This window comes from Streptomyces amakusaensis (assembly GCF_039532665.1).
Lineage (GTDB): Bacteria > Actinomycetota > Actinomycetes > Streptomycetales > Streptomycetaceae > Streptomyces > Streptomyces amakusaensis.
This window is the reverse complement of sequence record NZ_BAAASB010000030.1, coordinates 1-26179: the sequence shown is the minus strand read 5'-3', so window position 1 is coordinate 26179 and position 26179 is coordinate 1. Positions and strand designations below refer to the sequence as shown.

General features: G+C 72.3%; 24 protein-coding genes and 1 pseudogene. 2 read left to right on the top strand and 23 right to left on the bottom strand.

Annotated features, from left to right (window positions below):
• Positions 1-120: 120 nt before the first annotated feature.
• From rpe to fmt, 3 genes are all read right to left on the bottom strand, one after another.
• Positions 121-807, bottom strand: a complete 687-nt coding sequence (rpe, locus tag ABD371_RS33335; protein WP_344485610.1) for a ribulose-phosphate 3-epimerase — start codon at positions 805-807, stop codon at positions 121-123.
• Positions 808-937: 130 nt separating this feature from the next.
• Positions 938-2386, bottom strand: a complete 1449-nt coding sequence (locus ABD371_RS33330; protein WP_344485607.1) for an RsmB/NOP family class I SAM-dependent RNA methyltransferase — start codon at positions 2384-2386, stop codon at positions 938-940.
• Positions 2387-2560: 174 nt separating this feature from the next.
• Positions 2561-3496 carry a methionyl-tRNA formyltransferase gene (fmt, locus tag ABD371_RS33325; RefSeq protein ID WP_344485604.1) on the bottom strand — a complete coding sequence of 312 codons (936 nt, stop codon included), beginning with the start codon at positions 3494-3496 and terminating at the stop codon, positions 2561-2563.
• Positions 3497-3881: 385 nt separating this feature from the next.
• On the opposite strand from fmt, the gene ABD371_RS33320 reads away from it, so the two are divergent.
• Positions 3882-4421 (top strand): hypothetical protein, encoded by a 540-nt coding sequence (locus ABD371_RS33320; protein WP_344485601.1) that lies wholly within the window; start codon positions 3882-3884, stop codon positions 4419-4421.
• A 145-nt stretch (positions 4422-4566) separates the two neighbouring features.
• Here the strand turns inward: ABD371_RS33320 and ABD371_RS33315 are convergent, their stop codons facing one another.
• The 14 genes from ABD371_RS33315 to pyrR all read right to left on the bottom strand — a co-directional run bounded on the left by ABD371_RS33315 (position 4567) and on the right by pyrR (position 21212).
• Positions 4567-6741, bottom strand: coding sequence for a primosomal protein N' (locus ABD371_RS33315; RefSeq protein ID WP_344485598.1), 2175 nt, complete (start codon positions 6739-6741; stop codon positions 4567-4569).
• Positions 6742-6876: 135 nt separating this feature from the next.
• Entirely contained in the window at positions 6877-8085 is a 1209-nt protein-coding gene (gene metK, locus ABD371_RS33310) for a methionine adenosyltransferase (RefSeq protein ID WP_344485595.1), read from the bottom strand.
• Positions 8086-8370: 285 nt separating this feature from the next.
• Entirely contained in the window at positions 8371-9573 is a 1203-nt protein-coding gene (coaBC, locus tag ABD371_RS33305) for a bifunctional phosphopantothenoylcysteine decarboxylase/phosphopantothenate--cysteine ligase CoaBC (protein WP_344485592.1), read from the bottom strand.
• 97 nt (positions 9574-9670) lie between these two features.
• Positions 9671-9943: a DNA-directed RNA polymerase subunit omega gene (gene rpoZ / locus ABD371_RS33300; protein ID WP_005319902.1), complete on the bottom strand. Its 273-nt coding sequence runs from the start codon at positions 9941-9943 to the stop codon at positions 9671-9673.
• Between the two features lie 74 nt (positions 9944-10017).
• Positions 10018-10590: a guanylate kinase gene (gmk, locus tag ABD371_RS33295; RefSeq protein WP_190126526.1), complete on the bottom strand. Its 573-nt coding sequence runs from the start codon at positions 10588-10590 to the stop codon at positions 10018-10020.
• Between the two features lie 39 nt (positions 10591-10629).
• Entirely contained in the window at positions 10630-10953 is a 324-nt protein-coding gene (locus tag ABD371_RS33290) for an integration host factor (RefSeq protein ID WP_003956414.1), read from the bottom strand.
• Between the two features lie 244 nt (positions 10954-11197).
• Positions 11198-12031: an orotidine-5'-phosphate decarboxylase gene (pyrF, locus tag ABD371_RS33285; RefSeq protein ID WP_344485586.1), complete on the bottom strand. Its 834-nt coding sequence runs from the start codon at positions 12029-12031 to the stop codon at positions 11198-11200.
• The gene (locus tag ABD371_RS33280; RefSeq protein WP_344485721.1) at positions 12028-13161 is read right to left on the bottom strand and encodes a quinone-dependent dihydroorotate dehydrogenase; all 1134 of its coding nucleotides are present in this window, start codon (positions 13159-13161) and stop codon (positions 12028-12030) included. The genes pyrF and ABD371_RS33280 overlap by 4 nt, the downstream gene beginning before the upstream one ends.
• 57 nt (positions 13162-13218) lie before the next feature.
• Positions 13219-16527: a carbamoyl-phosphate synthase large subunit gene (gene carB / locus ABD371_RS33275; RefSeq protein WP_344485583.1), complete on the bottom strand. Its 3309-nt coding sequence runs from the start codon at positions 16525-16527 to the stop codon at positions 13219-13221.
• Entirely contained in the window at positions 16520-17662 is a 1143-nt protein-coding gene (carA, locus tag ABD371_RS33270; protein ID WP_344485580.1) for a glutamine-hydrolyzing carbamoyl-phosphate synthase small subunit, read from the bottom strand. The genes carB and carA overlap by 8 nt, the downstream gene beginning before the upstream one ends.
• Positions 17659-18231: a PH-like domain-containing protein gene (locus tag ABD371_RS33265; RefSeq protein WP_190126531.1), complete on the bottom strand. Its 573-nt coding sequence runs from the start codon at positions 18229-18231 to the stop codon at positions 17659-17661. Before ABD371_RS33265 ends, carA begins: the two co-directional genes overlap by 4 nt.
• A complete protein-coding gene (locus ABD371_RS33260; protein ID WP_190126532.1) occupies positions 18228-19514 on the bottom strand; it encodes a dihydroorotase in 1287 nt (428 codons plus the stop codon). The genes ABD371_RS33265 and ABD371_RS33260 overlap by 4 nt, the downstream gene beginning before the upstream one ends.
• Positions 19515-19516: 2 nt before the next feature.
• Complete coding sequence (locus ABD371_RS33255) at positions 19517-20503, bottom strand: aspartate carbamoyltransferase catalytic subunit (RefSeq protein WP_344485574.1); 987 nt, start codon at positions 20501-20503, stop codon at positions 19517-19519.
• 127 nt (positions 20504-20630) lie between these two features.
• Positions 20631-21212, bottom strand: coding sequence for a bifunctional pyr operon transcriptional regulator/uracil phosphoribosyltransferase PyrR (pyrR, locus tag ABD371_RS33250; protein ID WP_344485571.1), 582 nt, complete (start codon positions 21210-21212; stop codon positions 20631-20633).
• A 267-nt stretch (positions 21213-21479) separates the two neighbouring features.
• Between pyrR and bldD the strand changes: the two genes are divergently transcribed.
• Complete coding sequence (gene bldD / locus ABD371_RS33245) at positions 21480-21980, top strand: transcriptional regulator BldD (protein WP_190126535.1); 501 nt, start codon at positions 21480-21482, stop codon at positions 21978-21980.
• A 331-nt stretch (positions 21981-22311) separates the two neighbouring features.
• Here the strand turns inward: bldD and nusB are convergent, their stop codons facing one another.
• From nusB to ABD371_RS33215, 6 genes and pseudogenes are all read right to left on the bottom strand, one after another.
• Positions 22312-22740, bottom strand: coding sequence for a transcription antitermination factor NusB (nusB, locus tag ABD371_RS33240; protein WP_344485566.1), 429 nt, complete (start codon positions 22738-22740; stop codon positions 22312-22314).
• A 2-nt stretch (positions 22741-22742) separates the two neighbouring features.
• Positions 22743-23309 carry an elongation factor P gene (gene efp, locus ABD371_RS33235; protein WP_190126537.1) on the bottom strand — a complete coding sequence of 189 codons (567 nt, stop codon included), beginning with the start codon at positions 23307-23309 and terminating at the stop codon, positions 22743-22745.
• A 58-nt stretch (positions 23310-23367) separates the two neighbouring features.
• Positions 23368-24471, bottom strand: coding sequence for an aminopeptidase P family protein (locus tag ABD371_RS33230; RefSeq protein WP_190126538.1), 1104 nt, complete (start codon positions 24469-24471; stop codon positions 23368-23370).
• 76 nt (positions 24472-24547) lie between these two features.
• A complete protein-coding gene (locus ABD371_RS33225; RefSeq protein WP_344485718.1) occupies positions 24548-25363 on the bottom strand; it encodes an AAA family ATPase in 816 nt (271 codons plus the stop codon).
• Positions 25364-25593: 230 nt separating this feature from the next.
• Positions 25594-26034: a type II 3-dehydroquinate dehydratase gene (aroQ, locus tag ABD371_RS33220; protein ID WP_344485561.1), complete on the bottom strand. Its 441-nt coding sequence runs from the start codon at positions 26032-26034 to the stop codon at positions 25594-25596.
• Positions 26031-26179: pseudogene (locus tag ABD371_RS33215) on the bottom strand (3-dehydroquinate synthase); the annotation flags it as partial. The pseudogene ABD371_RS33215 and the gene aroQ, both read right to left, overlap by 4 nt.

The following is a 26179-nucleotide window of genomic DNA, read 5'->3' as shown; positions in this document are numbered from 1 at the left end:
GGGCCGAGTTCGGTTGTTGTGGACCGGGGGCGGCACGCGCGGTGCACGGTGTGCGCACGCGCGGTCCCCCCGGTGATGCTCACCGGCCGGCCGACCGGTGGAAGTCCTCGGTGCTCCCGGTCAGTGACGGCACGCCCGGCCGGCCGCGGCGCTCGCGCCGTCGGCCTTGGCGCGCAGGGCCCGGACCGCCTCGGCCGGGTCGCTCGCGCCGTAGACGGCGGACCCGGCGACGAAGACGTCCGCGCCCGCCTCGGCGCACCGCTCGATCGTCGTGTCCGAGACCCCGCCGTCGACCTGAAGCCACAGTTCGAGCCCGTGCTTGGAGATCAGCTCCCGGGTGCGGCGGATCTTCGGCAGCATGATGTCGAGAAACGCCTGCCCGCCGAAGCCGGGCTCCACGGTCATGATCAGAAGCATGTCGAGTTCGGGGAGCAGATCCTCGTACGGCTCGATCGGGGTCGCGGGCTTGAGCGCCATGGAGGCGCGCGCCCCCTTGGCCCGGATCTCCCGCGCCAGCCGCACCGGGGCGGCCGCCGCCTCCGCGTGGAAGGTGACGGATCCCGCCCCCGCCTCGACGTACTGCGGAGCCCAGCGATCGGGGTCCTCGATCATCAGATGGCAGTCCAGCGGGGTGTCCGTCGCCCGGCTGAGGGACTCCACGATCGGCACGCCCAGCGTCAGATTGGGCACGAAGTGGTTGTCCATCACATCGACATGGAGCCAGTCGGCGCCCTCGACTGCGCGGGCCTCTTCCGCCAGACGGGAGAAGTCCGCGGAGAGGATGCTGGGATTGATCTGTACGGCCATGGGGCAAGACTGCCATGCTCCGGGACCCTTCCCCGCCCCGGCCGGTGATCCGGTACAGACCAATTCGGCCGGGCGGCGCTGTGGTACACCTGAAAAATCCGCTCCGCCCCAGGTCAGGGGCGGGAGACCGTCAGGCGGTACGCCTCAGCAGAGCCAGATACATCGCGTCCGTCCCATGCAAATGCGGCCACAGCTGGACGTCCGGGCCGTCGCCGAGGGCGGGCACACCGGGCATCAGCGGCCTGGCGTCCACCCACTCGGCCTCGACGGGAGTGTTCCCGCCGCGTCCGCGCAGCACGTCGTCCACGACCACCCGGGTCTCGGCGAGATGCGGCGAGCAGGTCGCGTACCCGACCACTCCGCCGACGCGGACGGCCTTGAGGGCCTCCCGCAGCAGGGCCCGCTGAAGGGGCGCGAAACCCTCCAGGTCCTCCGGGCGGCGACGCCAGCGGGACTCCGGGCGGCGGCGCAGCGCGCCGAGGCCGGAGCACGGGACGTCCATCAGGACCCGGTCGAAGACCCCGGGCCCCCACGGCGGGCGGGTGCCGTCGGCGGTGATGACCTGGTAGGGGCCGGGGTTGCCGGCCAGGGCGCGCTCCACCAGCCGGGCGCGGTGCGGCTGCTTCTCGGAGGCGAGCAGCGAGGCGCCGCGCCGGGCGGCGAGCCCGGCCAGCATGGCCGCCTTGCCGCCGGGGCCCGCGCAGCCGTCGAGCCACCGGGTGTCGGAGCCCTCCAGCGGCGCGTCGGCCAGGGCCATCGCGACGAGCTGGCTGCCCTCGTCCTGGACGCCGGCCCGGCCCTCGCGGACGGCTTCCACCGCTCCGGGCTCGCCGCCCTCCACGAGCCGTACGGCATGGGGCGACCAGCGGCCCGGCAGCCCGGCGTCCTCCTCCAGCGAGCCGAGCAGCTCGTCGGCGGTGGAGCGGCCGGGGCGGGCGACGAGGGTGACCTCGGGGCGCTCGTTGTCCGCCTCCAGCAGGTCCTCGATGCCGGCCCGGCCGCCGCCCAGCGCGTCCCAGAGCGCGGAGACGATCCACCGGGGGTGCGAGTGCACCACCGCGAGATGCTCCTCGGCGTCCTCGTCGTAGGGCGGGGCGACCCGCTCGACCCAGGTGTCCAGATCGTCCCGCGCGATCTTGCGCAGCACGGCGTTGACGAACTTGGCGCGGCCGTCGCCGAGCACCACCCGCGCCAGCTCGACAGTGGCGGAGACGGCGGCGTGGCTGGGGATACGGGTCGCCAGCAGCTGATGCGCACCCAGGGAGAGCACATCGAGCACCGGGGGGTCGACCTCGCGCAGCGGCCGGTCGACGCAGGCGGCGACGATCGCGTCGTAGGTGCCCTGGCGGCGCAGGGTGCCGTAGACCAGCTCGGTGGCGAGCGCCGCGTCGCGCGCGTCGAAGTCGCCCTCCTCCCGGGCCTTCCGCAGCAGCGGGGGGAGCACGAGATTCGCGTACGCGTCGCGCTCGTCGACGGCCCGCAGCGCCTCGAAGGCGAGGATCCGCACGGGATCCTTCTTCGGGCGGCGGTAGGGCTTGGAGGATCGGCGAGGGCCGTGGGCGCGTGCCTGGTCGTTCAAAGGTGCTCCGCTGTCACAAGGGTTCCGAACCCTGTAAGGGTAGTCCCCTTCCCGCGCGGGCGGCTCCGCGCCGGGAGCCCGCCCGCCCCGGCTTCCGGCCGGGGCGGCTGCGGGGACGGATCCCGGGTCGGAAGGATCCCGGGTCGGACTGCCCTCGGATCGGACGGCCCCGGGTCAGACGGATCCCAGCAGCTCGCCGGGGGCGATGCGGACACCGCGCGCCCAGTCGGCGGCGCGCATCGGCTTCTTGCCCTGGGGCTGGACCCAGAGCAGCTCGACGGCGTGCGAGCCCGTTCCCGCGTACACGTCGTTCTTGCCCGCGGCCAGCTCGCCGGGGGCGAGGTCGCCGCGCTCGGCGTCCAGCCGTACGGAGACGAGCTTCAGCCGCTCGCCCCGGAACTCGGTCCACGCGCCGGGGGCTGGGGTGCAGCCCCGGACGAGCCGGTCGACGCGGAGCGCCGGGGCCTTGAAGTCGACGCGGGCGTCCTCGACGGTGAGCTTCGGCGCGAGGGACACGCCCTCGGCGGGCTGCGGGACGGCCTTCAGGGTGCCGTCCTCGATGCCGTCCATGGTGGCGGTGAGCAGCCCCGCGCCCGCGAGGGCCAGCCGGGTGAGGAGATCGCCGCTGGTGTCGGTGGGGCGGACCCGCTCCGTGAGCACCCCGAAGACCGGGCCGGAGTCGAGTCCCTCCTCGATCTGGAAGGTCGCGGCGCCGGTCATCTCGTCCCCGGCGATCACGGCGTGCTGGACGGGGGCCGCGCCGCGCCAGGCGGGCAGCAGCGAGAAGTGCAGATTGACCCAGCCCCGGGCGGGCACGTCGAGGGCGACACGGGGCAGCAGCGCGCCGTAAGCGACGACCGGGCAGCAGTCCGGCCCGATCTCGCGCAGCCGGGCGAGGAAGTCCTCGTCACGCGGGCGGGCGGGCTTGAGGACCTCGATCCCCGCCTCCTCGGCGCGCTGGGCCACCGGGCTGGCGACCAGTCTGCGGCCCCGGCCCGCGGGTGCGTCCGGCCGGGTGACGACGGCGGCCACCTCGTGCCGGTCGGAGGCGATCAGGGCGTCCAGGGCGGGTACGGCGACCTCGGGGGTGCCTGCGAAGACGAGCTTCATCGGTGCTGATTGCCTCTCAGGCTGATGGGTGCGGTGCGCCGGTGACGTGCGCGGAAGGCCTTCGGCGGTCCTTCGACGGCCCTGGGGCGGACCATCGGCGCGTACGAGAACGGGCGGCGCACCAGTCTAGGCCGTCCGGCGCGACGCGCGCGGGGACGGCCCGGAGGTGGCCCCGAGGTGATCCGGGAGCGGCCGGGGAGTGGTCCGGGGGTGCTCCGCGCGGGGGGCGTACGGGAGCCCGCGCGCCCTGTCCGTACGCGCTTACGCCCCTGGACCGTGACCACATCGCCCGGTGGCGCGTTGGTCAAGTGAGATTGACCAACGCGGGCCGTTCGGATGCGACACGGCCCGACCCCCTTTCAACGCCGGTTCGAGAGGCTTTCCCATGGCCGACCACGCAACCCACGACGCCCAAGCCCGGGCGAGCCTGCATCTGTTGGTGCGGGACATCGAGCGGGTCCGCCGACAGGTGGACGCGCTGCGCACGCTCACCGCCCAGCTGGGCAATGTCTACCGTCCACGCCGCTCCGGTCCCTCCACCGGTTTCGTCGTCTACGGCCGGGCCCCGGCCCCGACCGTGCGTCTCGCGCAGGAGCTGCGGGACAGCGTCGAGACGCTGGTGACGGCGGCGGTCGACTTCGACCGCTCGCTGGGCTTCTCGTGGGACGCGGTCGGCTCGGCCCTCGGCGTCACCAAGCAGGCCGTGCACCGCAGGTACGGGGCCCGCCGGGCCGCGCAGCCGGCGGGGGGCGAGCAGGAGCGGGCGGTGGAGGCCACCACCGCGGCGACCCGGACCCTGGCGGTCCCGGGCCTTCCGGCGGCGGTGCCGGCCGCCCGCGCCATGCCGCCGCAGCACGCGGTGACCGGCCAGGCCTTCCGCGACGAGGCCCGCCCCGGCGCGTTCCCCGGGCCGCGCAACGGCTGACCGGGGTCGCCCCCGGCCCCCCGGCGATCGGGCACGGCCCGGACGGCTCCATGCCGCCGGGCCGTGCCTTCGCACGCGCGGACGGACGCAGCCCCGGCCTCGGGGCTCCGGGCCGGGGCAAGGGCACAGGGCAAGGGCCAGGGCCTCAGCCGATGTCCAGCGGGTCGATCCTGATCCGGACCTGGTCCGTGCCGCCACGGGCCAGCCGGGCGGCCTGGGCCGCCTTCAGCGCGGCGGCCAGCTCCGCCCCGCTGCCCGGCGGCACCCGGAGCAGCGTGCGCTCCCACACCTCCCCCACCGGCGGCTCCCCCGGCCTGCGGGGACGGCCCGGCGGCGGCACGGGCAGCGGCACCGGCCCCAGGACCTCCGCGTCGGCCGGGAGCCGCATCACCGCCATGAACGCGCCGACCACATCGGCGCGACCGGTCACCGACGCCATCCGGGACACCGGCGGAAAGCCCAGCTCGGCGCGGTCCGCCAGCTCGCGCCGCGCATGGCCCGTCGGGTCCCAGCGGACCAGCGCCTGCACCGGGCGCAGCGTCGGCTCGGCGACGACGACCACCGTGCCGCCGTCGTCCTGGCCCCGCACCAGCGAGGCCGCGTCGATCCAGCGGCGCAGCGCGTCCTCGCCCGCCCGCAGATCGGGCCGGGTGAGCATGGCCCAGCCGTCCAGCAGCAGCGCCGCCGCGTAGCCGCCCTCGGCGACCGGCTCCGCGCCGGGGGTGGACACCACCAGCGCGGGCCGCCCGGGGACCGCGTCCAGCACATGGTCGCGGCCGGAGGTGCGGACGGGGACGGCGGGAAAGGCCCGGCCCAGCTCCTCGGCCGTGCGCCGCGCGCCCACCACCCGGGCCCTCAGCCGGGTGCCGCCGCACTCGGCGCAGTGCCAGTCGACCGCGCCCAGGCCGCACCAGCGGCAGGTCAGCTCACGCTCGTCGGGGGCCTCCAGCGGCCCCGAGCAGTGGCGGCAGCGCGCCGGGGTGCGGCAGCGCTCACAGGCCAGCCGGGGGGCATAGCCCCGTCGGGGCACCTGGACCAGCACCGGGCCGCTCTTGAGGCCCTCCCGCACCACCTGCCAGGCCATGCTGGGCAGCCGGGCGGCGCGGGCCGCCTCGTCGCGGGCCAGATCGCCGTCGCCGACGGTCCGCACCAGCGGGGCGGCGCGGCGCACCTGCTCGCGGCCCGCGGCCAGCGGCCGGGCCCAGCCGCTCTCCACCAGCTGGGCCGCCTCCACCGTGCAGCTGGTGGAGCCCAGCAGAAAGGCGCATCCCTCCTGGGCGGCGCGCAGCTGGAGAACCTCGCGGACATGGGGGAAGGGCGCACGGTCGTCGCTGTGGCTGGAGTCGCCGTCGTCCCAGATCGCGACCAGCCCCAGGGCCCGCACCGGGGCGAACATCGCCGAGCGGGTGCCGACGACGGCCCGGACCGAGCCCCGGCTCACCGCGAGCCACTGGCGATACCGCTTCTCGGGGCCCGAGTCGGCGGTCAGCAGGGCGTGGCGGCCCTCGCCGAGCAGCGCGGTCAGCGCGGCGTCGAGACGGGCGGCGCGCCGCCCGTCGGGCACCACGACCAGGGCCCCGCGCCCGGACGCGAGGGCGGCGGCGACGGCGCGCGCCAGCTCCTCGGGCCACCCCGGACCGGGCAGCGCGGTCCATACGGCCCTGGGCGCGCCCCCGCCCGCCAGCGCCGCCAGGAACGCCGGGCCACTGGCGTACCGCTCCCAGCTCCCGGGCGCGGGCGCGGGGGGCGGCGGCAGGGGCTCGGGCGAGGGCCTGGACTCGGCGCGGCCGTTCCTCGGCGGGATGGCGAGCTGGAGCACATCGGCGAGGGATCCCGCGTACCGGTCGGCGACGGCGCGGGCGAGCGCCAGCATCTCGGGGCCGAGGACCGGCTCGGGCGAGACGACATAGGCGAGGGCGGCCAGCGCTCCCCCGTAGTCCGAGTCGGCGCGGCGCTCGACGAGGAAGCCGTCGATCAGGCCGCCGCCCTCCCGGCGGCCGTCCCGGACCCGGTGCGCCCCGGCCCCGAACCGCACCCGGACGCGCACCCCGGGCCGGGCCTCGGCGTCCAGCTCCTCGGGCACCGCGTAGTCGAAGTACTGGTCGAGATGGAGCACGCCCTTGTTGACCACCACGCGCGCGACGGGCAGCTCCTTCGCCAGCGCGGCCCCCCGCCAGGTCCTCGGCTTGGCCTTCGGCACCTTGGCCCCGCGCACGGTCTCCCTGATCAGCGCAAGCTGCTCGGGCCCACCGGCGGCGGGCGCGCTGTCGGCGGGCCCACCGGCGGCGGGCTCGCCGGGCCGCTCGTCCTCGCTGCTCACAGCCAAATTCCTACCAGACGCCACTGACAACGCCACCGGCCCCGGAACGGAACCGGCCCGGGAGGGACCCCGGGACAGGCCGAAGGCCCCGGCCGCCCGTGAAGGGGCCGGGGCCTTCGGCGTACGCGGAGGTGCTTACAGACCCGCGGCGGCGCGCAGGGCCGTCACACGGTCGGTGCGCTCCCAGGTGAAGTCCGCCTGCTCACGGCCGAAGTGGCCGTAGGCGGCGGTCTGGGCGTAGATCGGGCGGAGGAGGTCGAGGTCGCGGATGATCGCGGCCGGGCGGAGGTCGAAGACCTCGGCGATCGCCTGCTCGATCCGCTCGGTGTCGACGGTCGCCGTGCCGAAGGTCTCCACGAAGAGACCGACCGGCTCCGCCTTGCCGATGGCGTAGGCGACCTGGACCTCGCAGCGGGCCGCGAGGCCGGCCGCGACGACATTCTTGGCGACCCAGCGCATGGCGTACGCGGCCGAGCGGTCGACCTTGGAGGGGTCCTTGCCGGAGAACGCGCCACCGCCGTGGCGGGCCATGCCGCCGTAGGTGTCGATGATGATCTTCCGGCCGGTGAGCCCGGCGTCGCCCATGGGGCCGCCGATCTCGAACCGCCCGGTCGGGTTCACCAGGAGGCGGTAGCCCTCGGTGTCCAGCTTGATGCCGTCCTCGACGAGCTGGGCGAGGACGTGCTCGACGACGAACTCGCGGATGTCGGGGGCGAGCAGCGAGTCCAGGTCGATGTCCGAGGCGTGCTGCGAGGAGACCACCACGGTGTCGAGACGGACGGCCTTGTCGCCGTCGTACTCGATGGTGACCTGGGTCTTGCCGTCGGGACGCAGATACGGGATGGTGCCGTTCTTGCGGACCTCGGAGAGCCTGCGGGAGAGCCGGTGCGCGAGGTGGATCGGCAGCGGCATCAGCTCGGGCGTCTCGTCGGTCGCGTAGCCGAACATCAGGCCCTGGTCGCCCGCGCCCTGCTTGTCCAGCTCGTCCTCGTCGCCCTCGACACGCTTCTCGTACGCCGTGTCCACGCCCTGGGCGATGTCGGGGGACTGCGCGCCGATGGAGACCGAGACGCCGCAGGACGCGCCGTCGAATCCCTTCTTCGACGAGTCGTACCCGATCTCCAGGATCTTGTTGCGTACGAGGGTGGGGATGTCGGCGTAGGCCTTGGTGGTGACCTCGCCGGCCACATGGACCAGACCGGTGGTGATCAAGGTCTCGACGGCGACGCGGGACGTCGGGTCCTCCCGGAGGAGAGCGTCGAGGATGGTGTCGCTGATCTGGTCGGCGATCTTGTCGGGGTGACCCTCGGTCACGGACTCCGAAGTGAAGAGACGGCGGGACACATCGCTCCCTGGGGTTGCAGCGGCTGCTGGCTGATCATTGGCGGACCGGCAGGGGGCTGCGCCCCGCGACGTTCCACGACCAGTTTATCCGCCACCACTCCGCTCTGAACCACCCGTCTCGATCCGTGGAGACGAATGGCTGTCAAGCGACGGTTCTAGCGAGATCCGGCCAGCGACCCCGGAGCCGCCGATCACAGGGCGTAGAGCTGCGCGGAAGTCCGAAAATCGCTGGCTGTGATGCCGGTCTCATCCACTTTCATCCGGATCTCTCACGACATAAAGAATTCACAGAAGACGCGGCAGCACCAAGCTCCACACCGTGTCGGCGAGGGCTTCCTTCGGTCCGTACGGCACCGGCGTCTCCTCGCCGTCGGCCGCGAGCACCACGGCCTCGTTCTCCTCCGAGCCGAAGGTCTTGTGCTCCCCCACCTCATTGACCACCAGAAGATCACAGCCCTTGTGGCGCAGCTTCCGGCGGCCGTTGGCGAGGACGTCGTCCGTCTCGGCGGCGAAGCCCACGATCACCTGCCCGGCCCGGGGCCGTTCGGCGGAGAGCTCGGCGAGGATGTCGGGGTTGCGGACCAGGGCCAGCGGCGCGGGCTCCTGGCCGTCCTTTTTCTTGATCTTTCCGCTGGCGTATTCGGCAGGTCGGAAATCGGCCACGGCAGCGGCCATCACCACCGCGTCGGCGTCCGAGGCCGCCTTGAGCACCGCCTCACGCAGCCGGACCGCCGTGTCGACATGGATCACATCGACGCCGGCCGGGTCGGCCAGCTGGGTGTTGGCCTCGATCAGCGTCACCCTGGCCCCTCGGGCCACCGCCGTGCGGGCGAGGGCGTACCCCTGCTTGCCGGAGGAGCGATTGCCCAGGTAGCGGACCGGGTCCAGCGGCTCCCGGGTGCCGCCGGCGCTGATGACGACATGGCGTCCGGCGAGGTCGGGGGCGGTGACCCCACGGGCCAGCACCCCTCGGCAGACCTCGAAGATCTCGCCCGGGTCGGGCAGCCGGCCCTTGCCGGTGTCGACACCGGTGAGACGGCCGACGGCGGGCTCGATCACGATCGCACCGCGCCGGCGGAGGGTGGCCACGTTCTCCTGGGTGGCGGGGTGCTCCCACATCTCCGTGTGCATGGCCGGCGCGAAGACGACCGGGCAGCGGGCGGTGAGCAGAGTATTGGTGAGCAGATCGTCCGCGAGGCCGTGGGCCGCCTTGGCCAGCAGGTCGGCGGTGGCGGGGGCGACGACGACCAGATCCGCGCCCTGCCCGATCCGGACATGCGGCACCTCATGGACATCCGACCAGACCTCGGTGGCGGCCGGGTGGCCGGAAAGCGCCGACCAGGTCGCCGCTCCGACGAAGTTCAGCGACGCGGCGGTCGGTACGACCCGTACATCATGGCCGGATTCCGTCAGTCTGCGGAGCAGCTCGCACGCCTTGTAGGCGGCGATTCCCCCACTGACCCCCAGAACGATCCTCGGCTTTTCCACTGTGTCTCCCCGCACTCGGCCGGTCATTCCCCCATGAGACACCACAGGCCCGGCGGACATCCCGCCGGGCCTGTGGTCACTGAGCTGTACCGCGTGCTTACTGGGCCGGGCCCTCGATGGCCTCGGAGGTCAGCAGCCCCGCGTTGATCTCACGCAGGGCGATCGACAGCGGCTTCTCGTGAACATGCGTGTCAACGAGCGGACCGACGTACTCCAGCAGGCCCTCACCGAGCTGCGAGTAGTACGCGTTGATCTGACGCGCGCGCTTGGCCGCGTAGATCACGAGGCTGTACTTGGAGTCCGTGGCCTCAAGCAGCTCGTCGATCGGCGGGTTGATGATGCCCTCGGGCGCGGTGATGGAAGAGGACACGCTCTACCTTCCGAAGAATGGAAAAAACCGAATGGTGTGAGGTTCCGGGATCGTTCCCCGGAAAACCCGGGAAGTCACTCCCCGGAAGACACCGTCATCAAGGCTAGCAGCTCACGGGCCACGTCCTCGACGGAGGTGTTGACAAGCGTGGTGTCGAACTCCGACTCGGAGGCGAGTTCGACCTTGGCGACGGTCAGCCGGCGCTCGATCACCTCGGCCGACTCGGTGCCCCTCCCGGTGAGCCGGCGGACCAGCTCGTCCCAGTTCGGCGGGGCGAGAAAGACCAGCCGGGAGTCCGGCATCGCCTGCTTGACCTGGCGGGCGCCCTGGAGATCGATCTCCAGCAGCACCGGCTCCCCGGACTCCAGGCGCTCCAGGACCGCGTTGCGCGGTGTCCCGTACCGATTGCCCGCGAACTCGGCCCACTCCAGCAGCTCGCCATTGGCGATCAGCTTGTCGAATTCATCGTCCGAGACGAAGAAATACTGGACACCGTCGCGCTCACCGGGGCGCGGCTTTCTCGTGGTGGCCGACACCGAGAGCCAGACCTCGGGGTGGACCTTGCGCATATGCGCGACGACCGTGCTCTTGCCGACCCCTGAGGGGCCGGAGAGCACGGTCAGCCGCGGACGTACCTCTACTGCCATGCAGCAGATTATCCAGGTTCCCGGGAGTGCCCGAGAACCTCAGGCGGGGCCACCGCCGAACTCGCGCTCCAAGGACGCGATCTGGTTGGAGCCGAGACCACGCACTCGGCGGCTCTCGGAGATGCCGAGCCGCTCCATGATCTGCTTGGCGCGGACCTTGCCCACGCCCGGCAGGGACTCAAGCAGGGCGGAGACCTTCATCTTGCCGATGACGTCGTTCTCCTGACCCTGCTTGATGACCTCATGGAGCGAGGCGCCGGAGTGCTTGAGTCGATTTTTGACCTCGGCCCGCTCCCGGCGAGCCGCGGCGGCCTTTTCGAGCGCGGCTGCGCGCTGTTCAGGGGTAAGGGGCGGAAGAGCCACGCCTACGTCACCTCGGATGTCGAACTGTCGGATACGGACCGGTGAGGAACCTAGTCGCCCCACACCAGGGGAGCAACGAGCAACGCGTTGCACGTTCGCTCTTCGACGGAGACTAGCGGCCATCAACGCTCCAGTCAGCGAGAACAAGCGAAAAGTCCTGGTCAGCATCGGCCGACCAGGACTTTTCCGACATTAGGGCTGTGATTTAGGCCAAGATTCCGTCAAGAGGGCTGGTACACGCGTTTTACCGGCCTTCCACGGCGGCCCTGACCTCGTCCGCGAAACGCTCCGCCGACCCCCTCAGCCCCGCGAGGTCCGGTCCGTGCCGCAGCACGCCCCGGCTCACGCTCGGCACCACATTGCCGACCGCCGCGCCGAAGACGCCCGGCAGATCCGCCGGGGTCGCGCCCTGGGCGCCGATGCCGGGGGCGAGCAGCGGGCCGTTGATCGCCAGATTCACCCCGGCGTCGCCGAGAGTCGCGCCGACCACCGCGCCCACCGAGCCCAGCGGCTTCGCGTCCGCGTTCTCGGCGGCCATGTGGTCCAGCATCAGCTGGGCCAGCGAGCGCCCGTCGGCGGCGGTGGCCCGCTGGACCTCCGCGCCCTCCGGGTTGGAGGTGAGGGCCAGCACGAAGACGCCCGAGCCGGCCGCGGCGGCGGCGTCCAGGGCCGGGCGCAGCGAGCCGAAGCCGAGGTACGGGGAGACGGTCACCGCGTCCGAGAAGAGCGGGGACGCGGGGTCGAGGTAGGTGGCGGCGTAGGCGCCCATCGTGGATCCGATGTCGCCGCGCTTGGCGTCCATCAGCACCAGCGCGCCGGCCGCCCGGGCCTCCTCGACGGCCTTCTCCAGCACCGCGACGCCGCGCGAGCCGAAGCGCTCGAAGAACGCGGACTGCGGCTTGAGGACGGCGACCCGGTCGGCCAGCGCCTCGACCGTCGTACGGGTGAATCGCTCCAGGCCGGCGATGTCGTCGCCGAGGCCCCACTGGGCCAGCAGGGAGGCGTGCGGGTCGATGCCGACGCAGAGGGGGCCCCGGGTGTCCATGGCCTCCCGCAGACGGGTACCGAAGGGGATCACGCGGCGGACTCCTCGACGCTGGTGGCGGTGGTGGTGTTCTCGCGGACGCCCGCGCCGACGGCCTCGGCGAGGGTGGCGTACTCGCTGGCGGCGAGGCGCGCGGCCAGGCCCCGGTGGACGGAGCGGCTCCAGAACGGGCCCCGGTAGATGAAGGCGCTGTACCCCTGGACCAGGGTCGCCCCGGCCAGGATGCGCTGCCAGGCGTCCTCGGCGTTCTCCACGCCGCCGACGCCGACGAGGGTGATCCGGTCGCCGACCCGGGCGTAGAGCCGCCTCAGGACCTCCAGGGAGCGCTCCTTGAGGGGCGCTCCGGAGAGCCCGCCGGCCTCCTCGGTCAGCGAGGACGGGGAGAGCAGGCCCTCGCGGCCGATGGTGGTGTTGGTGGCGATGATGCCGTCGAGGCCCAGTTCGAGGGCGAGGTCGGCGACCGCGTCGACGTCCTCGTCCGCGAGATCGGGCGCGATCTTGACCAGCAGCGGGACGCGCCGGCCGGTGACCGTGCGGTCGGCGGCCTCGCGCACGGCGGTGAGCAGCGGGCGCAGCGACTCGGTCGCCTGGAGGTTCCGCAGGCCCGGGGTGTTGGGCGAGGAGACGTTCACCACGAGATAGTCGGCGTGCCGGGCGAGCCGCTCGGTGGAGGTGACGTAGTCCGCGACGGCTTCGGCCTCGGGGACGACCTTGGTCTTGCCGATGTTGACGCCGACGACGCCCTTGAAGACCGGGCGGCGTTCGGCGAGCCGCTGGGCGACCGCGGCCGAGCCCTCGTTGTTGAAGCCCATCCGGTTGATGAGCGCCCGGTCGGGGATCAGCCGGAAGAGCCGCTTGGCGGGGTTGCCGGGCTGGGCCAGGGCGGTGACGGTGCCGATCTCGATGTGGTCGAAGCCGAGCATGGTCATGCCGTCGATGGCGACGGCGTTCTTGTCGAAGCCGGCCGCGAGCCCGAAGGGGCCGTGCATCCGCAGCCCGAGGGCCTCGGTCCGCAACTCCTTGTGGCGGGGGGCGAGCACGGCGGCGACGAAGGTGCGCAGCACGGGGACGCCCGCGGTGAGGCGGATCCAGCGGACGGCCAGGTGGTGGGCGCGCTCGGGGTCCATCCAGCGGAAGACGAGGGCGAAGAAGAGCTTGTACATGGGTGGTGTCCTCATGAGGAGGGGGACACCGTTTCCGGTGTCCCCCATCCCCGTGTGCTAGTCGCGGGCCGCGGTCAGGTGTTCGGCGTGCTCCTGGAGGGAGCGGACGCCGACGTCGCCGCGGCTGAGCGCGTCGATGCCCTGGACTGCGGCGGCGAGGGCCTGGACGGTGGTGAGGCAGGGGACCGAGCGGGCGACGGCCGCGGTGCGGATGTCGTAGCCGTCGAGCCGGCCGCCGGTGCCGTAGGGGGTGTTGACGATGAGGTCGACTCCCCCGTCGTGGATGAGCTGGACGATGGTCTTCTCGCCGTTGGGGCCCTCGCCCTCGCTGTGCTTGCGCACGACGGTGGCGTTGATCCCGTTCCGCTTGAGGACTTCGGCGGTGCCGGAGGTGGCGAGCAGCTCGAAGCCGTGGGCGACCAGCTCGCGCGCCGGGAAGATCATCGACCGCTTGTCGCGGTTGGCGACGGAGATGAAGGCGCGGCCCTTGGTCGGCAGCGGTCCGTAGGCGCCGGCCTGGGACTTGGCGTAGGCGGTGCCGAAGACGGAGTCGATGCCCATGACCTCGCCGGTGGAGCGCATCTCCGGGCCGAGGATGGTGTCGACGCCCCGGCCGTGGATGTCGCGGAAGCGCGACCACGGCATCACGGCCTCCTTGACGGAGATCGGCGCGTCCATGGGGAGCGTCCCACCGTCGCCCTCGCGGGGCAGCAGGCCCTCCGCGCGCAGCTCGGCGACGGTCGCGCCGAGCGAGATGCGGGCGGCGGCCTTGGCGAGGGGCACGGCGGTGGCCTTGGAGGTGAAGGGCACGGTCCGGGAGGCGCGGGGGTTGGCCTCCAGGACGTAGAGGATGTCGCCGGCCATCGCGAACTGGATGTTGATCAGTCCGCGGACGCCGACGCCGCGCGCGATGGCCTCGGTGGAGGCGCGCAGCCGCTTGACGTCGTAGCCGCCCAGGGTGATGGGGGGCAGGGCGCAGGCGGAGTCGCCGGAGTGGATGCCGGCTTCCTCGATGTGCTCCATGACGCCGCCGAGGTACAGCTCGTGGCCGTCGTAGAGGGCGTCGACGTCGATCTCGATGGCGTCGTCGAGGAAGCGGTCGACCAGCACCGGGCGGGTGGGACTGATCTCGGTGGACTCGGCGATGTACGAGGAGAGCCGGGCCTCCTCGTAGACGATCTCCATGCCGCGGCCGCCCAGCACGTAGGAGGGGCGGACGAGCACGGGGTAGCCGATCTCGTCGGCGATGGCCTTGGCCTCGGCGAAGGTGGTGGCGGTGCCGTGCTTGGGGGCGGGGAGTCCGGCCTCGGCGAGGACGCGGCCGAAGGCGCCGCGGTCCTCGGCGGCGTGGATGGCCTCCGGCGGGGTGCCGACGACGGGGACGCCGTTGTCCTTGAGGGCCTGGGCCAGGCCGAGGGGGGTCTGGCCGCCGAGCTGGACGATCACTCCGGCGATGGGTCCGGCCAGCGACTCGGCGTGGACGATCTCCAGGACGTCCTCCAGGGTGAGCGGCTCGAAGTAGAGCCGGTCGGAGGTGTCGTAGTCGGTGGAGACGGTCTCGGGGTTGCAGTTGACCATGACGGTCTCGAACCCGGCGTCGGAGAGCGCGAAGGAGGCGTGGACGCAGGAGTAGTCGAACTCGATGCCCTGGCCGATGCGGTTCGGGCCGGAGCCCAGGATGATCACCGCGGGCTTCTCGCGCGGGGCGACCTCGCTCTCCTCGTCGTAGGAGGAGTAGAAGTACGGGGTCCTGGCGGCGAACTCGGCGGCGCAGGTGTCGACCGTCTTGTAGACCGGGCGGATGCCGAGCGCGTGCCGGACCTCGCGGACGACGTCCTCGCGCAGACCGCGGATGTCGGCGATCTGGGCGTCGGAGAAGCCGTGGCGCTTGGCGTCGGCGAGCAGCTGGGGGTGGAGCTTGTCGGCGGCGGTCAGCTCGTCCGCGTACTCCTTGATCAGGAAGAGCTGGTCCACGAACCAGGGGTCGATCCGGGTGGCGTCGAAGACCTCCTCCTGGGTGGCTCCGGCGCGGATGGCGGCCATGACGGTGTTGATCCGGCCGTCGGTGGGGCGCACCGCCTCGCGCAGCAGTTCGTCCTTGTCGCCGACGGGCGAGGTGAAGTCGAACTGGCTGCCCTTCTTCTCCAGGGAGCGCAGGGCCTTCTGGAGGGCCTCGGTGAAGTTCCGGCCGATGGCCATCGCCTCGCCGACCGACTTCATGGTGGTGGTGAGGGTGGAGTCGGCGGAGGGGAACTTCTCGAAGGCGAACCGGGGGGCCTTGACCACGACGTAGTCGAGGGTGGGCTCGAAGGAGGCCGGGGTCTTCTCGGTGATGTCGTTGGGGATCTCGTCCAGCGTGTAGCCGACGGCCAGCTTGGCGGCGATCTTGGCGATCGGGAAGCCGGTGGCCTTGGAGGCGAGCGCGGAGGAGCGGGAGACGCGGGGGTTCATCTCGATGACGATGATCCGGCCGTCGTCGGGGTCGATGGCGAACTGGATGTTGCAGCCGCCGGTGTCGACGCCGACCTCGCGGATGATCGCGATGCCGATGTCGCGGAGGCGCTGGTACTCGCGGTCGGTGAGGGTCATCGAGGGGGCGACGGTGATCGAGTCGCCGGTGTGGACGCCCATGGGGTCGAAGTTCTCGATGGAGCAGACGACCACGACGTTGTCGTGCTTGTCGCGCATCAGCTCCAGCTCGTACTCCTTCCAGCCGAGGATCGACTCCTCCAGGAGGACCTCGGTGGTCGGGGAGAGCGTGAGTCCCTGGCCGGCGATGCGGCGCAGCTCGTCCTCGTCGTGGGCGAAGCCGGAGCCGGCGCCGCCCATGGTGAAGGAGGGGCGGACGACGACGGGGTAGCCGCCGAGGGTGTCGACGCCCTTGATGACGTCGTCCATGGTGTGGCAGATGACCGAGCGGGCGGACTCGCCGTGGCCGATCTTCGCCCGTACCGCGTCGACGACGCCCTTGAAGAGGTCGCGGTCCTCGCCCTTGTTGATGGCCTCGACGTTCGCGCCGATCAGCTCGACGCCGTACTTCTCCAGGACGCCCTGCTCGTGCATGGAGATGGCGGTGTTGAGCGCGGTCTGGCCGCCGAGGGTGGGCAGCAGCGCGTCGGGGCGCTCCTTGGCGATGATCTTCTCGACGAACTCGGGGGTGATCGGCTCGACGTAGGTGGCGTCGGCGATCTCCGGGTCGGTCATGATCGTGGCCGGGTTGGAGTTGACCAGGATGACCCGCAGGCCCTCGGCCTTGAGCACCCGGCACGCCTGGGTGCCGGAGTAGTCGAACTCGGCGGCCTGTCCGATGACGATCGGGCCGGAGCCGATGACCAGGACGGACTGGATGTCGGTGCGCTTAGGCACGCTGGCCCTCCATCAGGGATACGAAGCGGTCGAACAGGTACGCGGCGTCGTGCGGGCCCGCGGCCGCTTCGGGGTGGTACTGGACGCTGAAGGCCGGCTGGTCGAGCAGCTGGAGGCCTTCGACCACGTCGTCGTTGAGGCAGACGTGGGAGACCTCGGCGCGGCCGTAGGGGGTGTCGGAGATCTTGTCGAGGGGCGCGTCGACGGCGAATCCGTGGTTGTGCGCGGTGATCTCGACCTTGCCCGTGGTGCGGTCCTGCACGGGCTGGTTGATGCCCCGGTGGCCGTACTTCAGCTTGTAGGTGCCGAAGCCGAGGGCGCGGCCGAGGAGCTGGTTGCCGAAGCAGATGCCGAAGAGCGGGGTCCTGCGCTCCAGGACCGCCTTGACGACGGTGAGGTCGGCGGTGGCGGGGTCGCCGGGGCCGTTGGAGAGGAAGACGCCGTCGGGGCGGACGGCGTAGACCTCTTCGGCGGTGGCGGTGGCGGGCAGGACGTGCACCTCGATGCCGCGCTCGGCCATCCGGTGCGGGGTCATGCCCTTGATGCCGAGGTCTATGGCGGCGACGGTGAAGCGCTTGGTCCCGATCGCGGGCACCACATAGGTCTCGGCGGTGGCGACCTGCGAGGAGAGGTCGGCGCCGGTCATCTGCGGGGCCCGGCGGACGCGGGCGAGCAGGCTCTCGTCGTCGGCCCCGGCGAGGGCCGGGCCGGAGAAGAGGCCGACGCGCATCGCGCCGCGCTCGCGGAGGTGGCGGGTGAGGGCGCGGGTGTCGACGCCGCTGATGCCGACGACGCCCTGGCTCGTCAGCTCCTCGTCGAGGGTGCGGCGGGAGCGCCAGTTGGAGGGGATGCGGGCGGGGTCGCGTACGACGTATCCCGCGACCCAGATCCGGCGGGACTCGTCGTCCTCGTCGTTGACCCCGGTGTTGCCGATGTGGGGGGCGGTCATCACGACGACCTGGCGGTGGTACGAGGGGTCGGTGAGCGTCTCCTGGTAACCGGTCATGCCGGTGTTGAACACCGCCTCGCCGAAGGTCTCCCCCACGGCCCCGTAGGCGCGGCCGCGGAAGATGCGGCCGTCCTCCAGGACGAGTACGGCGGGAGCCTGGCCGGCTCCCCGGGTGGAGGTCGTCATCGTGCGCCTTCCGTTGTGCTGATCAGGTGGTTCAGGGTGGTGACCCACTCGTTGTGCCCGGCCGCCGTGTCGGAGCGGAAGCCGGAGTCGATGAGGGTGTCGCCGTGCTTCCAGGTGAGGACCAGGAGGCCGCCCTCGGCGAGGACCTTGCCGGCGATGCCCTTGTCGAGCCTGGCTTCGCGCAGTGCGTCCATCGGGATGAAGAAGTCGGTCGCACCGGGGCGCAGGACGGTCAGTCCCGCGTCGGTGAGGGTCAGCTCGACCCGGCTGCGGACGCCCAGACCGTGGGCGACGATCCGGTCGAGCCACTGGCCGGCCGTGGTGGAGCCGTGGTAGCGGCCGGTCAGGCTGAGCCGGGGTTCGCCGGCCGTCTCGGGCGCGGCGGGCAGCTCGGGCAGTCCGGACTGGAGACTGCCGCGCCACTTCCAGCCCTGGCGCATCAGCCAGTAGACGAGGGCGATGAAGAGCAGCAGACCGACGACCCAGCCGATGCGGGCCGCCCAGTCCGTCACCTCCGCAGACTTCTTCTCGGCTGCGAGGTGGGCTGCGAGGTGGGTGAGTGATGTCACGCGAGTTTCCCGTCGAGTACCGTTGCCCGGCCCCGCAGGAAGGTGTGGGTGACGCGTCCCGGCAGCTCACGACCCCGGTAGGGGGTGTTGCGGCTGCGGGAGGCGAAGCCCGCGGGGTCCACCGCTCCACGGTATGCCGGATCGACGAGCGTCAGGTTGGCGGGCTCACCGGCGGCGACGGGACGGCCGTGGCCGGCCAGCCGGCCGATGACCGCGGGGCGGAAGGACATCCGGTCGGCGACGCCGGCCCAGTCGAGCAGTCCGGTCTCCACCATCGTCTCCTGGACGACGGAGAGCGCGGTCTCCAGGCCGACCATGCCCATGGCGGCCGCGCCCCACTCGCAGTCCTTGTCCTCGTGCGGGTGCGGGGCGTGGTCGGTGGCGACGCAGTCGATGGTGCCGTCGGCGAGCGCCTCGCGCAGGGCGAGCACATCGGCCTGGGTGCGCAGCGGCGGGTTCACCTTGTAGACGGGGTCGTAGGTGCGGACCAGCTCGTCGGTGAGGAGGAGGTGGTGCGGGGTGACCTCGGCGGTGACGTCCCAGCCCTTGGACTTGGCCCAGCGGACCAGCTCGACCGAGCCGGCGGTGGAGAGGTGGCAGATGTGCAGCCGGGAGCCGACGTGGGCGGCGAGGAGGACATCGCGGGCGATGATCGACTCCTCGGCGACGGCGGGCCAGCCGCCGAGTCCGAGTTCGGCGGAGACGACGCCCTCGTTCATCTGGGCGCCCTCGGTGAGCCGGGGCTCCTGGGCGTGCTGGGCGACGACTCCGTCGAACGCCTTCACGTACTCCAGCGCCCGGCGCATGATGACGGCGTCGTCCACGCACTTGCCGTCGTCGGAGAAGACCTTCACTCCGGCGGCGGAGTCGTGCATCGCGCCGAGTTCGGCGAGCTGCTTGCCCTCCAGGCCCACGGTGACCGCGCCGACCGGCTGGACGTCGCAGTAGCCGGACTCCCGGCCGAGCCGGTAGACCTGCTCGACGACGCCGGCGGTGTCGGCGACGGGGAAGGTGTTGGCCATGGCGTGGACGGCGGTGAAGCCGCCGACGGCGGCGGCCCTGGTGCCGGTGAGGACGGTCTCGGAGTCCTCGCGGCCGGGCTCGCGGAGGTGGGTGTGGAGGTCCACCAGGCCGGGGAGGAGGATCTGGCCGGCGGCCTCGACGACCTGCGCGCCCTCGGCGGACAGCCCGGTGCCGACCGCGGCGATGGTCTCGCCGTCGATCAGGACGTCCTGAGACTCGCCGCCGAGCACCTGTGCGCCACGGATAAGGATCTTGCTCATGGTTACTTGGTCTCCTCGGTACGGGCGGAAGCGGTGGTGACGGCGGGCTCTGCGCCGCCGAGCAGCAGATAGAGGACGGCCATCCGGATGGAGACGCCGTTGGCGACCTGCTCGACGACCGTGCAGCGGTCGGAGTCGGCGACCTCGGCGGTGATCTCCATGCCCCGGTTCATCGGTCCGGGGTGCATGACGACGGCGTGCTCGGGCATCCGCGCCATCCGGTCGGCGTCGAGGCCGTAGCGGCGGGAGTACTCACGCTCGGTGGGGAAGAAGGCCGCGTTCATCCGCTCGCTCTGGACCCGCAGCATCATGACGGCGTCGGACTTGGGCAGTACCGCGTCCAGGTCGTACGAGACCTCGCACGGCCAGTTCTCGACGCCGACGGGGACCAGGGTGGGCGGGGCGACGAGGGTGACGTGCGCGCCGAGGGTGTTGAGCAGCAGGACGTTGGAGCGGGCGACCCGGCTGTGCAGGATGTCGCCGACGACGGTGATCCGGCGGCCCTCGAGGTCGCGGCCGAGGCCCGCGTCGCGGCCGACGAGCCGGCGGCGCACGGTGAAGGCGTCGAGCAGGGCCTGGGTGGGGTGCTCGTGGGTGCCGTCGCCCGCGTTGACGACCGCGCCGTCGATCCAGCCGGAGTTCGCCAGCCGGTAGGGGGCTCCGGAGGCGTGGTGGCGGATGACGACGGCGTCCGCGCCCATCGCCTCCAGGGTCAGCGCGGTGTCCTTGAGGGACTCGCCCTTGGAGACCGACGAGCCCTTGGCGGAGAAGTTGATGACATCGGCGGAGAGGCGCTTGGCGGCGGCCTCGAAGGAGATCCGGGTCCGGGTCGAGTCCTCGAAGAAGAGGTTGACGACGGTACGGCCGCGGAGGGTGGGCAGCTTCTTGATCGGCCGGTCGGCGACGCGGGCCATCTCCTCGGCGGTGTCGAGGATGAGGACGGCGTCGTCACGGGTGAGGTCGGCGGCCGAGATGAGGTGGCGCTTCATCGAGGGGCTCCGATGTGTCGGGGAGAGGGCTCGCGGGGGCGGCCGCCGGTGTCACCGGCGCGCGGGGGCGCGGCGGACATGCGGGCGCACGGGACCCGCCGGGCGGCGGGCCGGACAGACGGGGGTGCTACTGCTCGGTGGCTCGGGCGGGAGCGGGTTCGCGGACTCCGAGCAGCACGGTGTCGCGGCCGTCCTCCTCGGCGAGCTGGACCTTGACGGTCTCCCGCAGCGAGGTGGGGATGTTCTTGCCCACGTAGTCGGCGCGGATGGGCAGCTCGCGGTGGCCCCGGTCGACCAGGACGGCGAGCTGTACGGCGCGGGGGCGGCCGAGGTCGCCGAGCGCGTCGAGGGCGGCGCGGATGGTGCGTCCGGAGAAGAGCACGTCGTCCACGAGGACCACCAGCCGGCCGTCGAGGCCCTCGCCGGGGATCTCGGTGCGGGCCAGCGCCCGGGCGGGCCGCAGGCGCAGATCGTCGCGGTACATGGTGATGTCGAGGGAGCCGACCGGCATCGTGCGGCCGGTGATCTCCTCGAGCTTGTCGGCGAGCCTGCGGGCGAGGTAGACACCGCGGGTCGGAATGCCGAGGAGGACCACGTCGTCGGCGCCCTTGGCGCGCTCGACGATCTCGTGGGCGATGCGGGTCAGTACCCGCGCGATGTCGGGAGCCTCGAGAACGGGGCGGGCCACATCGGAGCTGTGCGTGTCCATATGAAACGGACCTCCTTCTCCGCCTCACGGGACGGACCTTAAAGGACGTCGAAATTGCGTCACCACCGTACCAGGGCCCAACAGGCCGCCCGGCCTCCCCCCCTGGCAGAATCCGTCGCGGGAGCACGGCCCGGAAGGGGCCGGATCATGACGACTGACCGGTCCGGACCATTCGGCTTGACTCATCCAAGTAACGCTGCGTAACCTCACAGTGAGTTACCAGCCAGGCGGCGGCGCCGCACGTCGACACAGCGTCCGGGGAGCTATATGTCCAGCGAATACGCAAAACAGCTCGGGGCCAAGCTCCGCGCGATCCGCACCCAGCAGGGGCTGTCCCTCCACGGTGTGGAGGAGAAGTCCCAGGGCCGCTGGAAGGCCGTGGTGGTCGGTTCGTACGAGCGCGGCGACCGCGCCGTGACCGTGCAGCGTCTGGCCGAGCTGGCGGACTTCTACGGGGTTCCGGTGCAGGAGCTGCTCCCCGGCACGACGCCGGGCGGGGCCGCCGAGCCGCCGCCGAAGCTCGTCCTGGACCTGGAGCGGCTGGCCCATGTGCCGGCCGAGAAGGCGGGCCCGCTCCAGCGCTACGCCGCCACGATCCAGTCGCAGCGCGGCGACTACAACGGCAAGGTGCTGTCGATCCGCCAGGACGACCTGCGCACGCTGGCCGTCATCTACGACCAGTCGCCGTCGGTTCTGACCGAGCAGCTCATCGGCTGGGGCGTGCTGGACGCGGACGCGCGCCGCGCGGTCACCCACGAGGAGAGCTGAGAGACCTCTCCCGGGCTTGATCCCCGCTCCGGCAGGAGTATGGAGAAACGTCACACCGGAAGGGCGGACCCGCCATGAGCGGGTCCGCCCTTCCGTGCGTCCGCCCCCGGGTGCGTACGAAAGGGCTGGCCGCCGCTCTGAGTCTCCGGGAGCCCGGCACCGGCACCCGGCTCGCACAGCGGTCCCACAGGGCGCGAGCGGGGCGTGTGAGGCCGCTGAGGGCGGCCCGGACGCGCCCCGCGCACGCCCCGCCCGGAAACGGCGGCGGGCCCGAAGCGGACGACTGTCGTCGCCGGCTTCGGGCCCGCCGTGGCCATTCGCCCGCCGTCCGCTATTCGCGGCGCAGGTTGGGCTTCAGCTCCTTGAAACGGCCGAGCATGCCGTTGACGAAGGAGGGGGACTCGTCGGTGGAGAACTCCTTGGCGAGCTGCACCGCTTCGTCGATCACCACCGCGTCCGGGGTCTCGTCCACCCACACCAGCTCGTAGGTGCTCAGGCGGATGATGTTCCGGTCCACGACGGGCATCCGGTCGATCTCCCAGTCGACCGAGTACGTGGAGATCAGGTCGTCGATCCGGGCCGCGTACTGCGCGTACCCCTCGACCAGCTCCATCGTGTACTCGGTGACCGGAGGCTGCCGGGTGTCGGTCCGTGAGTGCCGGATCCAGTCGGCGAGGACCGTCTGCACGGTCGTACCGCGCTGGTCGGCCTCGAAGAGGATCTGGAAGGCGCGCTTACGGGCCTTGTTGCGGGCGGCCACGGTTAGCTGTTCACCCGGCTGAGGTAGTCGCCGGAGCGGGTGTCGACCTTGATCTTCTCACCGGTGGTGATGAAGAGCGGGACCTGCACGGTGAAGCCGGTCTCCAGGGTCGCGGGCTTGGTGCCACCCGTGGAGCGGTCGCCCTGGACACCGGGCTCGGTCTCCTGGATGACCAGCTCGACCGCGGCGGGAAGCTCGACGTAGAGCACCTCGCCCTGGTGAGTGGCGACGGTGGCCGTGAAGCCCTCAATCAGGAAGTTCGCGGCGTCGCCGACGGCGGCGCGGCCGACATGCAGCTGGTCGTAGGTCTGCATGTCCATGAAGACGAAGTACTCGCCGTCCATGTACGAGAACTGCATGTCGCGGCGGTCGACGGTGGCCGTCTCGACCTTCACGCCGGCGTTGAACGTCTTGTCGACGGTCTTGCCGGAGAGCACGTTCTTGAGCTTGGTGCGCACAAAGGCCGGGCCCTTGCCGGGCTTGACGTGCTGGAACTCGACGACGGACCAGAGCTGGTCGTTGTCGAGCTTGAGCACCATGCCGTTCTTGAGGTCGTTCGTGGAAGCCACGGTTGCGGAATCTCCTGGACTGACGCTGGTGGACGACCGGGGGCTACGGCAGTGCGCGCTAGAGCGCGAGCAGCTCCTTGGTCGTGATGGTGAGTAGCTCGGGGCCGCCGTCCGCCTCCTGGCGCACGACGAGCGTGTCATCGATCCGGACCCCGCCCCGGCCAGGGAGGTGAACCCCCGGTTCGACGGTGACCGGCACGCAAGCGTCCAGTTTACCCATGGCGGCCGGGGCCAGCTGCGGGTCCTCGTCGATTTCGAGGCCCACGCCGTGCCCGGTGAGGGGTGCGAGGCCCTCTCCATGGCCCGCGGCGCTCAGAATCTGGCGGGCCGCGCGGTCCACGTCACGGTACGCGGCCCCGGGCAGCAGGGCCTCACGGGCGGCCCGCTGAGCGGCGAAGACCAGGTCGTACAGCTCGATCTGCCAGTCCGCGGGAGAGGTGCCGATCACAAAGGTACGGCCGATCTCACAGCGGTAGCCCCGGTAGTCCGCGCCGACGCAGACGGAGAGGAAATCGCCCTCCTCGACCCTGCGGTCGGTGGGGTGGTGCCCCCGGCGGCCGGAGTTGGGCCCGGTGGCGACGGAGGTGGGGAAGGCGGGCCCGTCGGCCCCGTGGTCGATCAGCCGCCGCTCCAGCTCCAGGGCCAGATGCCGCTCGGTGCGGCCGACGAGGATCGACTCCAGCAGTTCGCCCAGCGCCTGATCGGTGATCTCGGCGGCGATCCGCAGACAGGCGATCTCCTCCTCGTCCTTGACGATGCGCTGCTGCTCGACGGCGAGACCGAGGTCCGCGAGGCGGAGCCGGGGCGCGACGGAGCTGACCGCCCGGTGCCGGGCGACGGTGAGATGGTGCTCCTCGATGGCGAGCGACTCGCCCGCGGTGCGGGCCAGCTCGGCGGCGGCGACGGCGGGATCGCCCGCCGAGCTGGGCAGCACGGACAGCCGCACCCGCTCGTCGGGACGGCCGCCCGCCGGGTCTCCCGCGAGGGTGCGGGGGCAGAGCAGGACGTCCTCGGCGGGCCCCAGCAGCAGCACCGCGCCCGGGGGCACCGCGCCGGCGAGATAGCGCACATTGGCGGGGCGGGAGACGAGGACCCCGGTGCTGCCGGCGGCGGCACACCGGTCACGCAGCCGGTCGCGGCGGACCCCATACACCTCAGACATGCCCCGATCGTACGAGCGGACGCCCCGCTCGGCCCGGTCAGCGCGTCCGACCGGGGTGCCCGGGGGACGCGCGGGGCTACCAGGCCGGGGGGCTGGCGACGGCGCGGGCGAGGACGTCGTCCAGGACCCGGGCGGTGGTCTCCACGTCGTACGCCGAATTGTCGATGATCGGCAGGCCCGATCCGTACCAGCCCGCCATGCGGCCGTGGATGGCGGCGACCTCCTCGTCGGAGAGCCGGCGGTTGCCGCTGCGCTCCGCGTTCCGCTCCAGGACGATCTCCAGGCCGGGCAGCAGCACGACGGGGAGCAGCCCGGGGCCCACATGGCGCTTCCAGCCGCCCAGGCCGACGACCGGGCGGTCCGGGAAGACCGCGTCGTCGAGGATGCAGGAGATTCCGTTGGCCAGGAAGTTGCGGGCGGAGAAGCCGCAGGTGCGGCGGGCCAGCCGGTACTGGGCCTCGGAGTGGTCGTTCCACCCGGTCTGCGGGTCGGCGAAACCGGCGCGCACCCATTCGCGGACGTCGTCCAGGCTGATGTGGGCGGTGGGGACCCGGCGGCGGGTCGCCCAGTGGCGCGCCACCGTGGTCTTCCCCGCGCCGGCCGGGCCGATCAGCAGCACCGCGAGGGTGGCCGTGCCGGTGCCCTCGGGCGGCACGGGCAGCGGCACCGGACCGCCGGGCGGGAGGCGGACCGGGCCGGTGATGTCGCGCGGGGGCCCCGCGAGGGGCGGGCGCGACGGGCCCGGCGGGGCCCAGCCGGGCGGGGTCGGACCCGGGGGTGTCCTGGGCGGGGGCGGCACCGCGGGAGGTCCCTGCCCGGCGCCCCGAGTCCATCCCGGCCCGTGCCCCGGCCCGTGGGGCGGCGGCAGCGGGGATCCCCCTGGATGCTGCATCCGGTGCCACTCCGTCTCGTACGACTGACGCTGGTCAGGCGGAAACTCGGCTGTCATGCCCTCGAACGGTACCCTCCGGGCGCGCCGTGAATCTCCGCCGATTCCCGGTCCTCATGGGCTCCAACGGCCGGGCGCGTCCCGAAGTGCCCGGCCCGCCGGAACGGGGCGGCACGGCACCGGGACGGGGGCGGCGGGGGCGGGGACGCTCCGGGGAGCGCCCCCGTCCTCGCTCAGGCGGAGAGTTCCTCGGCCAGCGCGCGCAGCGCCAGCCGGTAGGAGCCGATGCCGAAGCCGGCGACGGTGCCGCTGGCGACGGCGGCCACCACCGAGGTGTGGCGGAAGGTCTCCCGGGTGTACGGGTTGGAGATGTGGACCTCGATCAGCGGCGCGGTGCGCTGTGCGGCGGCGTCCCGCATCCCGTACGAGTAGTGCGTGAAGGCTCCGGGGTTGAGGACCACCGGGATCGAGCCGTCCGCGGCCTCGTGGAGCCAGCGGATCAGCTCGCCCTCGTCGTTGGTCTCCCGGACGTCCACGTCCAGACCCAGCTCGCGGCCGAGCTCCTGGCAGCTCTCCACCAGTCCGGCGTAGGAGGTCGCGCCGTAGACATCGGGCTCGCGGGAGCCGAGCCGGCCCAGATTGGGGCCGTTGAGGACCAGTACCCGGCGGGTCACGCCGAGACCTCCCCGTAGGCGGCGAGGAGTACGGCGGGGTCGGGGCCCTCCAGGACGGTGGGCTTGGCGAGGCCGTCGAGGACGATGAAGCGGAGCAGATTGCCCCGGGACTTCTTGTCGACCTTCATGGTCTGAAGGAGTTTGG

Excerpts from the sequence above, each read along its gene's own strand:
- ABD371_RS33280 (WP_344485721.1), bottom strand. The coding sequence starts at position 13,161 with ATGTACAAGCTCTTCTTCGCCCTCGTCTTCCGCTGGATGGACCCCGAG.
- ABD371_RS33255 (WP_344485574.1), bottom strand. The coding sequence starts at position 20,503 with ATGAAGCGCCACCTCATCTCGGCCGCCGACCTCACCCGTGACGACGCC.
- fmt (WP_344485604.1), bottom strand. The coding sequence starts at position 3,496 with ATGAAGCTCGTCTTCGCAGGCACCCCCGAGGTCGCCGTACCCGCCCTG.
- rpe (WP_344485610.1), bottom strand. The coding sequence starts at position 807 with ATGGCCGTACAGATCAATCCCAGCATCCTCTCCGCGGACTTCTCCCGT.
- ABD371_RS33230 (WP_190126538.1), bottom strand. The coding sequence starts at position 24,471 with ATGTCTGAGGTGTATGGGGTCCGCCGCGACCGGCTGCGTGACCGGTGT.
- ABD371_RS33225 (WP_344485718.1), bottom strand. The coding sequence starts at position 25,363 with ATGCAGCATCCAGGGGGATCCCCGCTGCCGCCGCCCCACGGGCCGGGG.
- gmk (WP_190126526.1), bottom strand. The coding sequence starts at position 10,590 with ATGGCAGTAGAGGTACGTCCGCGGCTGACCGTGCTCTCCGGCCCCTCA.
- pyrR (WP_344485571.1), bottom strand. The coding sequence starts at position 21,212 with ATGGACACGCACAGCTCCGATGTGGCCCGCCCCGTTCTCGAGGCTCCC.
- carA (WP_344485580.1), bottom strand. The coding sequence starts at position 17,662 with ATGACGACCTCCACCCGGGGAGCCGGCCAGGCTCCCGCCGTACTCGTC.
- bldD (WP_190126535.1), top strand. The coding sequence starts at position 21,480 with ATGTCCAGCGAATACGCAAAACAGCTCGGGGCCAAGCTCCGCGCGATC.
- ABD371_RS33260 (WP_190126532.1), bottom strand. The coding sequence starts at position 19,514 with ATGAGCAAGATCCTTATCCGTGGCGCACAGGTGCTCGGCGGCGAGTCT.
- ABD371_RS33320 (WP_344485601.1), top strand. The coding sequence starts at position 3,882 with ATGGCCGACCACGCAACCCACGACGCCCAAGCCCGGGCGAGCCTGCAT.